Source organism: Arthrobacter sp. CJL-S3, assembly GCF_056711635.1.
Genome location: NZ_CM160046.1, coordinates 1,543,318 through 1,555,872 on the forward strand (window position 1 = coordinate 1,543,318; position 12,555 = coordinate 1,555,872).

12 protein-coding genes are annotated in these 12,555 nt (G+C 70.3%); 10 read left to right on the forward strand and 2 right to left on the reverse strand.

From position 1 onward, the window contains the following. Positions 1-30 precede the first annotated feature (30 nt). The 6 genes from argF (at position 31) to AC06G6_RS06950 (ending at position 5,795) form a co-directional block, all read left to right on the forward strand. Positions 31-1,041, forward strand: coding sequence for an ornithine carbamoyltransferase (gene argF / locus AC06G6_RS06925; protein ID WP_479827585.1), 1,011 nt, complete (start codon positions 31-33; stop codon positions 1,039-1,041). Next, entirely contained in the window at positions 1,041-1,574 is a 534-nt protein-coding gene (locus AC06G6_RS06930) for an arginine repressor (RefSeq protein ID WP_479827587.1), read from the forward strand. Before argF ends, AC06G6_RS06930 begins: the two co-directional genes overlap by 1 nt. 104 nt (positions 1,575-1,678) lie before the next feature. After that, positions 1,679-2,884, forward strand: a complete 1,206-nt coding sequence (locus AC06G6_RS06935; protein WP_479827589.1) for an argininosuccinate synthase — start codon at positions 1,679-1,681, stop codon at positions 2,882-2,884. Between the two features lie 5 nt (positions 2,885-2,889). Next, positions 2,890-4,326 (forward strand): argininosuccinate lyase, encoded by a 1,437-nt coding sequence (argH, locus tag AC06G6_RS06940; protein ID WP_479827591.1) that lies wholly within the window; start codon positions 2,890-2,892, stop codon positions 4,324-4,326. A 150-nt stretch (positions 4,327-4,476) separates the two neighbouring features. After that, complete coding sequence (locus tag AC06G6_RS06945; protein ID WP_479827593.1) at positions 4,477-5,007, forward strand: pyridoxine/pyridoxamine 5'-phosphate oxidase; 531 nt, start codon at positions 4,477-4,479, stop codon at positions 5,005-5,007. A gap of 47 nt (positions 5,008-5,054) precedes the next feature. Then, positions 5,055-5,795 (forward strand): maleylpyruvate isomerase family mycothiol-dependent enzyme, encoded by a 741-nt coding sequence (locus AC06G6_RS06950; RefSeq protein WP_479827595.1) that lies wholly within the window; start codon positions 5,055-5,057, stop codon positions 5,793-5,795. Between the two features lie 109 nt (positions 5,796-5,904). On the opposite strand, the gene AC06G6_RS06955 is transcribed toward AC06G6_RS06950, so the two are convergent. Both AC06G6_RS06955 and AC06G6_RS06960 read right to left on the reverse strand, forming a co-directional pair. Further along, positions 5,905-6,417, reverse strand: a complete 513-nt coding sequence (locus AC06G6_RS06955; RefSeq protein WP_479827597.1) for a methylated-DNA--[protein]-cysteine S-methyltransferase — start codon at positions 6,415-6,417, stop codon at positions 5,905-5,907. Then, complete coding sequence (locus AC06G6_RS06960; protein WP_479827599.1) at positions 6,414-8,003, reverse strand: AlkA N-terminal domain-containing protein; 1,590 nt, start codon at positions 8,001-8,003, stop codon at positions 6,414-6,416. The genes AC06G6_RS06955 and AC06G6_RS06960 overlap by 4 nt, the downstream gene beginning before the upstream one ends. 91 nt (positions 8,004-8,094) lie before the next feature. Here AC06G6_RS06960 and AC06G6_RS06965 point away from each other — a divergent pair, with 91 nt between their 5' ends. The 4 genes from AC06G6_RS06965 (at position 8,095) to AC06G6_RS06980 (ending at position 12,542) form a co-directional block, all read left to right on the forward strand. Continuing rightward, complete coding sequence (locus AC06G6_RS06965) at positions 8,095-8,778, forward strand: DNA-3-methyladenine glycosylase (protein WP_479827601.1); 684 nt, start codon at positions 8,095-8,097, stop codon at positions 8,776-8,778. A gap of 79 nt (positions 8,779-8,857) precedes the next feature. Then, positions 8,858-9,547, forward strand: coding sequence for a hypothetical protein (locus AC06G6_RS06970; protein WP_479827603.1), 690 nt, complete (start codon positions 8,858-8,860; stop codon positions 9,545-9,547). A 26-nt stretch (positions 9,548-9,573) separates the two neighbouring features. Beyond that, complete coding sequence (locus AC06G6_RS06975; RefSeq protein ID WP_479828570.1) at positions 9,574-10,116, forward strand: adenine phosphoribosyltransferase; 543 nt, start codon at positions 9,574-9,576, stop codon at positions 10,114-10,116. Positions 10,117-10,313: 197 nt separating this feature from the next. Beyond that, the gene (locus AC06G6_RS06980) at positions 10,314-12,542 is read left to right on the forward strand and encodes a HelD family protein (RefSeq protein WP_479827605.1); all 2,229 of its coding nucleotides are present in this window, start codon (positions 10,314-10,316) and stop codon (positions 12,540-12,542) included. The last annotated feature ends 13 nt before the right edge of the window (positions 12,543-12,555 follow it).

Genomic DNA, 12,555 nt, shown 5'->3' on the forward strand with positions numbered 1-12,555 from the left:
CCGACTGACATTTCGACCGTGACTTCTACCGTGACTTCCAAAAGCCGGACCCGCCACTTCCTCAAGGACACGGACCTCACCCCGGCCGAGCAGGCCGAGGTCCTGGACCTCGCCGTCCGGATGAAGGCCGCCCCCTACAGCGTGCAGCCCTTCGCCGCGGAGGGCAGCGGGCGCCGGACCGTCGCCGTGATCTTCGACAAGACCTCCACCCGGACACGGGTGTCCTTCGCCGCCGGCGTCGCCGACATGGGCGGCAACGCGCTGATCATCAACCCGGGCGAGGCGCAGATCGGCCACAAGGAATCCGTCGAGGACACCGCGAAGGTCCTCGAGCGCATGGTCTCCACCATCGTCTGGCGCACCGGCGCCCACTCCGGGCTCGTGGCCATGGCCGCGAACTCCCGGGTACCGGTCATCAACGCCCTGTGCGACGACTACCACCCCTGCCAGCTCCTCGCGGACCTCCTGACCGTCAAGGAACACAAGGGCGACCTGGCGGGCCTGACCATGAGCTACCTCGGCGACTCCGCCAACAACATGGCCAACTCCTACCTGCTGGCCGGCGTCACCGCCGGCATGCATGTCCGCATCGCCGGCCCGGACGGCTACCTGCCGTCCCCGGCCATCATCGCCGCGGCCGAAGACCGTGCGGCGGAGACCGGCGGCTCGGTGCTCGTCACCGTGGACGCCGCCGAGGCGCTGCTCGGTGCCGACGTCGTCGCCACCGACACCTGGGTGTCGATGGGCCAGGAGGACGAGAAGGAGGCCCGGCTGCAGCTGTTCCGCGGCTACGCCGTGGACGAGGCGGCGATGAAGCTCGCGGCGCCGGACGCCGTCGTGCTCCACTGCCTGCCCGCCTACCGCGGCTACGAGATCGCCGCGGCCGTGATCGACGGCCCGCAGTCCGTCGTCTGGGACGAGGCCGAGAACCGGCTGCACGCCCAGAAGGCACTGATGGCGTGGCTGATGCACCGCTCCGGCCTGGCCGTGGTCGAGGGGCTGGCGCCGAACCGGACGCAGACACCGAAGGTTCTCGGATAGTGTCCGTCCAGCCCGCCTCGCCGGGGGCCAGCCCGGCCACCAAGACGGCCCGGCAGGCGCGGATCACCGCGATCCTCACCGGTGAGTCGGTCCGCTCGCAGGCCGAACTGGCGGCGCTGCTCGCCGACGACGGCGTCCAGGTCACCCAGGCCACCCTGTCCCGGGACCTGGTGGAGCTCGGCGCGGTGCGGGTGCGTGGCAAGGACGGCGTGCTCGTCTACGCGGTGCCCGGGGAGGGCGGTGAACGCGCGGCCAAGAGCGGCGTCACCCAGGAGATCCTCGACGCGCGGCTGGCCCGGCTCTGCGCCGAGCTGCTGGTCACCGCCGAAGCGTCCGCGAACATCGTGGTGCTCCGGACGCCGCCGGGCGCGGCCAACTTCCTGGCCCTCGCGATCGACCACTCCGTGATGCCCTCGATCCTGGGCACCATCGCGGGCGACGACACCGTGCTGCTGGTCACCCGGGACCCGCTCGGCGGCGCCGACGTGGCCGCCCGGTTCCTGCAGCTCGCCGAGGAAGCCGGCACCGGCTGACCGCACCCGGCCTGCAGATTGGGCCTGCCACAGGGATGTGACAGGCTTTCAGTAGACAAGCTTTTCCCCCGACATTTTCCCCAAACAACTAAGGAGCATTTCAAGTGACTGAGCGTATTGTGCTGGCCTACTCCGGTGGCCTGGATACTTCCGTAGCCATCGGCTGGATCGGTGAAGCGACCGGCGCCGAGGTTATCGCCGTGGCGGTCGACGTCGGACAGGGCGGCGAGTCGCTGGAGACGATCCGCCAGCGTGCCCTGGGCTGCGGCGCCGTCGAGGCCTACGTGGCCGACGCGAGCGACGAGTTCGCCAACGAGTACTGCATGCCCGCGCTGAAGGCCAACGCCCTCTACCAGGGCCACTACCCGCTGGTCTCCGCGATCTCGCGGCCGGTGATCGTCAAGCACCTCGTCAAGGCCGCCCGCGAATTCGGCGCCACCACGGTGGCCCACGGCTGCACCGGCAAGGGCAACGACCAGGTCCGCTTCGAAGTCGGCATCCAGACCCTCGGGCCGGACCTGAAGTGCATCGCCCCCGTCCGCGACCTCGCCCTGACCCGCGACAAGGCCATCGCCTTCGCCGAGGAAAAGGGACTGCCGATCGAGACCACCAAGAAGAACCCGTACTCGATCGACCAGAACGTCTGGGGCCGCGCCGTCGAAACCGGCTACCTCGAGGACATCTGGAACGCCCCCACCAAGGACATCTACGACTACACCGCCACCCCGGAATTCCCGCCGGCACCCGATGAGGTCATCATCTCCTTCGAGGCCGGCATCCCGGTCGCGATCGACGGCGTCAAGGTCACCCCGCTGCAGGCCATCAAGGAACTCAACCGCCGCGCCGGCGCCCAGGGCGTCGGCCGGATCGACGTCGTCGAGGACCGCCTCGTCGGCATCAAGTCCCGCGAAATCTACGAGGCCCCGGGCGCGATGGCGCTGATCACCGCGCACAAGCACCTCGAGGACATCACGGTCGAGCGCGAGCAGGCCCGCTTCAAGGCCACCGTCGGCCAGCGCTGGTCCGAGCTGGTCTACGACGGCCAGTGGTTCTCGCCGCTCAAGCGCTCCCTCGACGCCTTCATCGAGGACACCCAGCGCTACGTCACCGGCGACATCCGGATGACCCTGCACGGCGGCCAGGCGATCGTCAATGGACGCCGCTCCGGGACCTCGCTCTACGACTTCGACCTCGCCACCTACGACACCGGTGACACCTTCGACCAGTCGATGGCGCGCGGCTTCATCGAGCTGTGGGGCATGTCCGCCAAGGTGGCCTCCAGCCGTGACCTCCGCGTCGCAGGGCAGTAGCCCCCGTGGCTGAGTCGGAGACCACCAAGTCTGAAGCGACCAACACCGGTGCGCTGTGGGGCGGCCGGTTCGCTGGCGGCCCCGCGGACGCCCTCGCCGCGCTGAGCAAGTCCACGCACTTTGACTGGCGGCTGGCCCGCTACGACATCGCCGGGTCCAAGGCGCACGCCCGCGTGCTGCACAAGGCCGGCCTGCTCGACGACGCCGAGCTCGAGGGCATGCTGGACGCCCTCGGCCGGCTGGACGAGGACGTCGCCTCCGGCGCCTACCTGCCGGCGGAGTCCGATGAGGACGTGCACGGCTCGCTGGAGCGCGGACTGATCGAGCGCGCCGGCACCCAGCTCGGCGGCAAGCTCCGCGCGGGCCGGTCCCGCAACGACCAGGTGGCCACGCTGGGGAGGATGTTCCTGCGCGACCACGCACGGATCATCGCCCGCGGCGTGCTCGCCACGATCGATGCCCTGGTGGAGCAGGCCAAGGCGCACCGGGGCGTGGCCATGCCCGGGCGCACCCACCTGCAGCACGCCCAGCCGGTGCTGCTCAGCCACCACCTGCTGGCCCACGCCTGGGCGCTGCTGCGCGATGTGCAGCGGCTCGCGGACTGGGACAAGCGCGCCGGCGTCTCGCCCTACGGCTCCGGCGCCCTCGCGGGTTCCTCCCTGGGCCTGGACCCGGAGGCCGTGGCCGCGGACCTGGGCTTCTTCTCCGCCACGCACAACTCGATCGACGGCACCGCCTCCCGCGACGTCTTCGCCGAGTTCGCGTGGATCACGGCCATGATCGGCGTGGACCTCTCCCGCGTGTCGGAGGAAGTCATCCTGTGGGCCACCAAGGAGTTCTCCTTCGTCACCCTGCACGATTCCTACTCCACCGGCTCCTCGATCATGCCGCAGAAGAAGAACCCGGACGTGGCGGAACTGGCCCGCGGCAAGGCCGGCCGGCTGATCGGCAACCTGACCGGGCTGTTGGCCACCCTGAAGGGACTGCCGCTCGCGTACAACCGCGACCTGCAGGAGGACAAGGAACCGGTCTTCGACGCCGCCGACACGCTGGAGGTCCTGCTCCCGGCAGTCTCCGGCATGATCGCGACCCTGACGTTCAACACCGAACGGATGGAGGCACTGGCGCCGCAGGGCTTCGCGCTGGCCACGGACATCGCCGAATGGCTGGTCCGCCAGGGCGTTCCGTTCCGCGAGGCGCACGAGCTCTCCGGCTCCGCGGTCAAGCAGGCCGAAAGCCGCGGCGTCGAACTCTGGGACCTCACGGACGAGGAATACGCCGCCATCTCCGAGCACCTGACGCCGGAGGTCCGCACGGTCCTCAGCACCGAAGGCTCGCTGAACAGCCGGAACTCCCAGGGCGGCACCGCACCGGCCGCCGTCGAGCGCCAGCTGCTCGCCCTCGAGGACGAGCTCGCCGCCGTCCGCGGCTACGCGGGGTAGCCACCACAGACCCTCCCGCAGTTACTGCAGGGTTTAGGCCGACGCTCCCTCACTTTCGCCAAGAAAGTGAGGGAGCGTTGCCGATTTTCACGCAATAACTGAGGGGGCGTTCTGCGTTTGCCGCTGGAACCTCCCCGCTAGCATTGCGACATGAGCGAAACGTTCCGCCAGCTGCTGCGCGCCCTGCCCGATTTCCCCGAGCTGCTTCCGGACTTCGACCCGGACGCCGCCCCCGCTGACCCTGCCGAACTCTTCCGGCTCTGGCTCGAGGAGGCACTGGCCGCCGGTGTCCCGCAGCCCAACGCCTGCAGCCTGGCCACGGCGGATGAGCTCGGGCGGCCGTCCTCCCGGATGCTGATCCTCAAGGACATCGACGCCGACGGCTGGCACTTCGCGACCTCCCGGGCATCGCGCAAAGGGCACGAACTCGCGGCCAACCCGCACGCCGCCCTGAACTTCTTCTGGCAGCGGCAGGGCCGGCAGGTCCGCGTGGCCGGGGACGTCGTGGAGCTGTCCGCCGAGGCTTCGGCTGCGGACTGGCACGCGCGGCCCGGCGCGGACGGCAGCGACAACCCGGACTGGCAGCTGTACGCCCTGAGGCCCCGGGAAATCGAGTTCTGGCAGGCGCGGCACGACCGCCGGCACCTGCGCCACCGCTTTGGTCCGGAGTCTTTCAGTTAATCGGCATTTATCCGGTGTTGAAATGACTTCGTATTAGGATGATCGCCATGACCACCATCACCCCGGAAAAACTCCTGGACGAACTCCGCCGCGCCGCCGGAGTCGTGGCTGGAATCACCGCCACCTTCTCCGACGAGGACGTCAAGGCCCCCTCGGAACTGCCGGGCTGGACGCGCGGCCACGTGCTGGCCCACATCTGCGGGATCGCCAATGCGATGGCCCGCCAGCTGGAATACGCCGCCCGGGGCGACAGCATCGAACTCTACGACGGCGGCTACGAGGGCCGGACCCGCGCCATCGAAATGGCTGCCGGACACACGATCGCCGAACACCGGGCCGATGTGGACGCCGCCCTGGACCGGTCACTGCAGGCCTTTGGCGCGCTGGACGACGACGGCTGGCAGGCGCCCATCAGCTTCCGCGGGGGAGTCGTATTCGACGGCGGACTGGCGCTCTGGCGCGAGCTCGTCATCCATGCCACCGACCTCGGCACGGGCCGCGGGCCGGAAACCTGGAGCCGGCCGTTCTGCGAACATCTCTTCGATTTCCTTGGCGCACGGGTGCCGGAAGGACAGCGGTTCGTGCTCCAGCCGCTCGGCCTGCCGGCCGTGTCGATCGGTACCCCCGGCGGCCGCTCGACCGCCATCAACGGGATGCTCACCGATATCGCGGCCTGGCTCGCGGGACGGACCCCGACCCTCGGCAGCCTGCGCGCCACCGCGGCGGCCGACGGCGTCGACCTCCCCGCGCTGCTGCCCTGGCCGGCCGGAGTGCCCGTCACCCCGTAGCACCCGCCCCGGGTCTTGCCTCCTGCCACTCACGCCGAGGTGACATTTGACGCCCATGATCCGCCGCGACATGGGCGCAAGGTCTCACCTCGGCGGTGTGCGGCTGGTGCTATGCCACGGCGGCGGCCTGCCGGCGTTCCCGGTCCAGCAGGCTTTCCTTGATGACCAGCCCCCAGCGGAAGCCGCCCAGGCTCCCGTCGGTGCGGATCACACGGTGGCAGGGGACGAACAGCGCTGCCGCGTTGAAGGCGCAGGCACTGGCCGCGGCGCGCACGGCTTTGACGTTGCCGGACAGCTCCGCGTACTCGGTGTAGGTCAGGGGGTGACCCGGCGCGACCGTCCGGAGGACATCCCACGCGTGGCCCCGGAACGGACCGGACTTCTGCAGCACCGGAACCGCCATGGCTGGTCCGGGGTTCCCGGCATAGAAATCCTCCACCGCCGCCGAGATGCCGCCGAGACCCGTGACCGTCTCGTACTCCGCGGGGAGCAGCGCCGGATGGATCTGGCCGGTCAGCTCGCCGGGAACGGCAGTCCACCCCGAGGCCAGCACGGTCCCCTCGCGGGCAATGATGGTGAACGGACCGTCCGGGGTGGACATGGTCAACAACTGGGCTTTCATTGGATCGCTTCCTTCGAAGTCTGCGGTGAAACCTGCACTGGAGTGTTTATTGGAGCCTTTGGTGGTGTGTGGGGCGCAGCCGGGGACGGCCTGCGCGCCGCGGCCTGGGCTGCCGCTGCAGCGCGCCAGAGGTGCATCGTGGCGTACGAGCGCCAGGGGCTGAGCTCACGGAAATCAGGACTCAGGGGTCCCTCGGGGCTCGCCGGCGCGCCGACCGTCGCCCGGGCGAGTGAGCGGATGCCATTGCGCACCGCTGCGTCGTTGGCCAGGAAGACATCCGGGGCGCCGATCACGCGCATCGCCACATAACCGACCGTCCACGGACCCACACCGGCGAGCGGGAGCAGTTTGGATTCCAGCCCGGGCAGGTCGTCGCCGTAGCCGAAGTCGAGCCCGCCCGAGGCCATCGCCGCAGCGGCGGCGCGGACGGAATCGATGCGGCGCTGCGGCCCGCGGAGCAGTTCGAAACCGTGCCCCGCGATCTGCTCCGCCGTCGGGAACAGCCGGTGCAGGCCGTCCGCCGGGACCAGGCTCTCGCTGCCGGCCGCGGACAGTTGGGTGAGGGCGGTACGGGCTGCGGCGACGGTGATCTGCTGGCCGATCATGGCCCGGACCAACAGCTCCTGCGGGTCGACGGCGCCCGGCATCCGTATCCCGGGCGTCGCGGCGACGCTGGCTGAGAGCCGCGGGTCGGACCCCAGCGCACCGTCGATGGCGACCGGGTCGGCGTCGAGGTCCAGCAGCCGGCGGACCCTGCTGAGCAGGGGCGGCAGGTCCCGCAGGTCGACGGCGCCGATGGTCAGCACGAGCGGGCGGCCCGGCGAGCCGGCGTCGTAGTCCACCCGGAAGCGGGCGTCGCCGTGGGCCAGGCGCAGGGTTCGGGCGTAGGACGTGGACGAACCTTCCTCGACGCCGGGGATGGACCGGACCGCGAGGAAGTCGAAGACGCCCGGGTCGAACGGCTCGCGGTACGGCAGATTCAGCGTCAGGGCCGTCGTCGACTGGGCGGCCGGACCCGACGGACGGTGGTGCCGGGCCGTGGCCCGCAGCGCCGAGGGTGTCATGGCGAAGACCTCGCCGATGGTCTCGTTGAACTGCCGCACGCTGCTGAAGCCGGCGGCGAAGGCAATGTCGGCGACTTTCATGGACGTGGAGACGAGCAGCGTGCGGGCGGTCTGGGCCCGGCCGGCCCGGGCCAGCGACAGCGGTCCCGCGCCGAGTTCGTGGCTCAGGATCCGGTTGAGCTGCCGCGAGGAGTAGCCCAGCCGGGCGGCCAGCCCCTCCACGCCGTCGCGGTTGATCACACCGTCGTTGATGAGCCGCATCGCGCGTCCCGCAATGTCGGAGCTCACGTTCCAGGCCGGCGTGCCGGGGACTGCCTCGGGCAGGCAGCGCTTGCAGGCCCGGTACCCGGCGTCGTGCGCGGCGGCGGACGTTTCGTAGAACGTGACATTCCCCGCCTTGGGGGTCCGGGCCGGGCAGGAGGGCCGGCAGTAGATGCCCGTGGTGCGGACAGCGGTGTAGAACTGCCCGTCGAACCGGGTGTCCCGGGCATCGATTGCCCGGTAGCGCTGCCAGAAGTCCATGGGTTCATCCTGCCAGCTTCCGGGAACAGCTGCTAGCGGAAATCGGACACGGCTGTGGAGGGTGGTGGGTGCCGTTTGTTAAAGTCGGAGCATGACGTTGACGCCTCCACTCCGTGCGCCGGGCCGAGGACTCCGTGCCGGCGGGCCGCCCGCCGACGCACTCCGGGAGCTCCTGTCCCAGGACGCCCGGCAGGTGGCGCCCCTGCTGCTCGGCGCGGTGCTGACGCATGAGGGGAACGACGGCCCGGTGTCCGTGCGGATCACGGAGGTGGAGGCCTATCTGGGCCCGCATGACTCGCCGCATCCTGACCCCGGCTCGCACACCTTCCGCGGCGCGACCGCGCGCAACGCCCCGATGTTCGGCCCGGCCGGCCACCTGTACGTCTACTTCACCTACGGCATGCATCACTGCGCCAACATCGTGTGCGGGCCGGCCGGCGTCGCCTCCGCCGTGCTGCTGCGGGCCGGTGAGATTGTCGCCGGCGAGCAGCTCGCCCTCAGCCGGCGGCCGGCGTCGAAATCCCCCAAGGACCTGGCGAGCGGCCCGGCCCGGCTCGCCACGTCGCTCGGAATCACGACGGCGGACAGCGGCAGGGACGCCCTCCAGGCCCCGTTCGGACTGGAACTCCCCGCCCTGCAGGCTGTGGACGTCAGCGCCGGACCGCGCGTCGGCGTCTCCGGCGCCGGCGGCACCCACGACTACCCCTGGCGCTTCTGGCTGAGCGGGGATCCGACCGTCTCCCGCTATAAGGCGGCGAAGGTGCGGACGGCCTAGCCGGGCGGACGTGGTGGTTCTGGTGGTTTGGTGGTTCTGAGGTTTACCTGGGATCGGCGGCGGGGGAGGACGGCTTCGGATGGGCGAGGGCAAGCGCGGGAAACCGCACAGCGAGCTCGAGCGGCTCGAGATCTTTGTGCAGCTGGCCGCCGACTATTTCCGGATGGTCGAGCTGTTCAGGCCCGCTGACGGGCCGGTGCCGGCGGATTCCCCCGAGGCGGAGCGGCGGCAGTGGGTGGAGCTCTTCCGGGCGGCCCTGCTGCGGAAGTTCATCGTGCGGGATGAACACGTGTCCCTCAAGCTGGTGGTGAGGGCGCTCCGCCTGTGCAATTACACGGAAGACCGCAGGCTCGAGGAGGGGACGGAGGCGGTGGCGGAACTGTTCACCGCCGAGATGGTCCAGGGCCGGCAGCATGAGGTGCCCGGACCGGCCCGGGACGACGGTCGTGAGCTTTTCGAGGACGTTCTCTACGGACGGCTCCTGCACGGCGACGCTGACCGGTTCCGCCGTTCCGAGTGGGCGAAGGACCGCGACCGCCTGGGAGCGGCGGCGGCCCGGCGGTTCGACGCGGAGCATGCGCTCAGCAAGGCGCTCGACGTCGTCAGCTACGGACTCGCGCACGGGCTCCTGCGGTCACCGGCCAAGCCGGCTGGCGACGAAGCTCCAACCGGAGACGCGGGCGATGAAGCTCCGGCAAGCGACGCAAGCCCGGCCAGCGCCGCGGGCCCGGCCAGCGCCGCGGCACCAGCCAGTAAGGTTGATGGGTGAATCAAAGCGAGCACCACCAGACCACGATGACCCGGAATGAGACCACCGCACCGGTGGATGAGCTGATCAGCAGCCTGTGCGCAACGATCCCGGACTACCCCAAGCCCGGAATCATCTTCAAGGACCTGACCCCGGTCTTCGCCGACGGTGCCGCGCTGAAGGCTGTCGTGAACGCCCTGGTGGAGCCGTTCGAGGGCCAGTTCGACGCCGTCGCCGGGGTGGAAGCCCGCGGTTTCCTGCTGGCTGCCGCGGCGGCCTACGCCACCGGCACCGGCGTCATCACCGTCCGCAAGGCCGGCAAGCTGCCGCGCGAGGTGGTCTCCGAGGACTATGCGCTCGAATACGGCAACGCCACCCTGGAACTGCACACCACGGACCTCGCGCCCGGCAGCCGCGTCCTGATCCTCGACGACGTCCTCGCCACGGGCGGCACGCTCGGCGCCGCCGTGCGGCTGTTCGAACGCTGCGGCATCGAGGTGGCGGGCGTGGGCGTGGTCATGGAACTCGGCGAACTCGGCGGGCGCTCGGCCCTGGACGGCCACCGGGTCAGCTCCCTGCTGCGCCTGTAGCCCCCCGCCAGCCCCGGCCCGCCCCGCCAGCCCCGGCCCGCCCCGCCCGCCCCGGGCCGCCGGCGAATCACCGCCGGGAAGAGTGGACGATTCCGCGCGCCTCGGTAGACTTCCTGCACAAAACGGACATGTGCCGGTGGGGAGACCGAAATGGTTGTAGAATGGTTGGTCTGTCTTTTTCGATAGGGGAACGTTCGATGCACGACGCTGATTTGGCCCATGAACGCGACTACGTGGCCGGACTTTACGCCCGGCTGGATGAGCTGCGGGCGGAAAAGCGCGCCCAGCTGGCGCAGGTACGGCGTGCCGGTGCGGTGGGCACCATGCAGAATGTCTCCGAGCGGGACGCGTTCGCCGCGCTGTACGAGGACCGCCTGGCGCAGCTCGACGCCGTCGACGACCGGCTCGTGTTCGGCCGCCTCGACCTCGACTCCGGCGAGGCCCAGTACATCGGACGTATCGGCCTGACCACCGATGACCTCCAGCGCCTCATGCTGGACTGGCGCGCGCCCGAGGCCGGGCACTTCTACCAGGCCACCGCGTTCGACCGGCAGGGTGTGCGCCGCCGCCGCCACCTGATCCTGCAGGGCCGCGAGGTCAAAGCGATCGAGGATGACGTCCTCGACGCCGACCTGCTGGCCGACAACGAGTCCCTCCAGGGCGAGGGCGCCCTGCTCGCGGCCCTGAACTCCAAACGGACCGGACGGATGTCGGACATCGTCGGGACGATCCAGTCCGAGCAGGACCGGATCATCCGTTCGTCGATTTCCGGCGCCCTTGTGGTCCAGGGCGGACCCGGGACCGGCAAGACCGCCGTCGCGCTGCACCGCGCCGCCTACCTGCTCTACACCCACCGTGACCGGCTCAAGACTGCCGGCGTCCTGCTGGTGGGCCCGTCGTCGTCGTTCATGAAGTACATCGAGCGCGTCCTGCCGTCGCTGGGCGAGACCGGCGTCGTGATGGCGAGCGTAGGGCGCCTGATGCCGGGCATCCACGCCATCGCCGAACCCGATTCCGCGGTTGCGGCGATCAAGGGCCGGCTCGACATGGCCGAGGTCGTGGCGAACGCCGTGGCCAACCGGCAGCGGATCCCTGCGGAGAACCGCGTCCTCGAAGTCGACGGGCGCAAACTTCTGCTCACTCCCCGGCAGGTCCGCCGGGCCAGGGACCGGGCCCGGTCGACCGGCAAGCCGCACAACGAGGCCCGCGTCTCGTTCGTCAAGATCCTGCTGCGCGAACTGACCGAGCAGATGACGGAACTCGTGGAAGCCGGCAGCATCGGCAACAACGCCGACCGCTCCTATCTGGCCGAGGACGTCCGCTCCGCGCGGGACGTCCGCATCGCCCTGAACCTGTGCTGGATGCCGATGACGCCGGAGAAGCTCATCGGTGAACTCCTGAGTAAGCCGGCGATCCTGGCCGCCTGCACCCCGCACCTCACCCCGGCCGAGCGTGAACTGCTGCTCCGGCCCGCCGACGCTCCGTGGACCGAGGCGGACGTGCCGCTGCTGGACGAGGCCGCCGAACTCCTCGGCGAACTCGACGCGGCCGCGGGCCGGGGACTGGCCCAGCAGGAACACGACCGTGCCCGCGACCTGGCCAATGCCAAGCAGACGCTGGTCAACATGGAAACAGCCGGCGTGGACGTCCTGATCTCCGCGGAAGAGCTCGTGGACCAGAACCAGGAACGCGAAGCCCGGCTGACCGCCGCGGAGCGCGCGACGACGGACCGCAGCTGGGCGTTCGGGCACATTGTGGTGGACGAGGCGCAGGAGCTCTCGCCGATGCAGTGGCGCCTGCTGGTCCGCCGCTGCCCGCTGAAGTCCTTCACCATCGTGGGCGATATTGCCCAGACGAGCTCCGTGGCCGGCGCCAATTCCTGGCACAGCGCCCTCGCGCCCATGTTCGGTGACCGCTGGCAGCTGGAGGAACTGACGGTCAACTACCGCACGCCCTCGCAGATCGCGGAAGCGGCGGCCCGGATGGCCAACGCGGCGGGGCTGGTGGTGTCCGCACCGAAGGCGGTCCGCGAGGGCCGCTGGGCGCCGGTGATCGACCGCGTCGAGCGCGGCGGGATCATCAGCAAGCTCGTGGAGGTCCTGCCGGAGGAGCTCGGCGCGCTCGAGGGCGGCCTGCTGGCCGTCATTGCCGACGGCGAGCTCCTTCCGCAGGCGACCGCCGCGCTGCGGGCCGTCTACGGACGCCGGGTCGGCACGGACGCCGGCAGCTATGTGCAGGACATCGTGGTGATCAGCCCCCGTGAGGCCAAGGGCCTGGAGTTCGACGGCGTCGTGGTGCTGGAGCCATCTGCCATGCTCAACCATGAGCACGGCCGGGTCGGCGACCTGTATGTGGCCATGACCCGGCCCACCCAGCGGCTGCGGCTCATCGCCTCAGCCGGGGTGCCGGCGGGCATCGAGGACTGAGACCCGCCGTCGG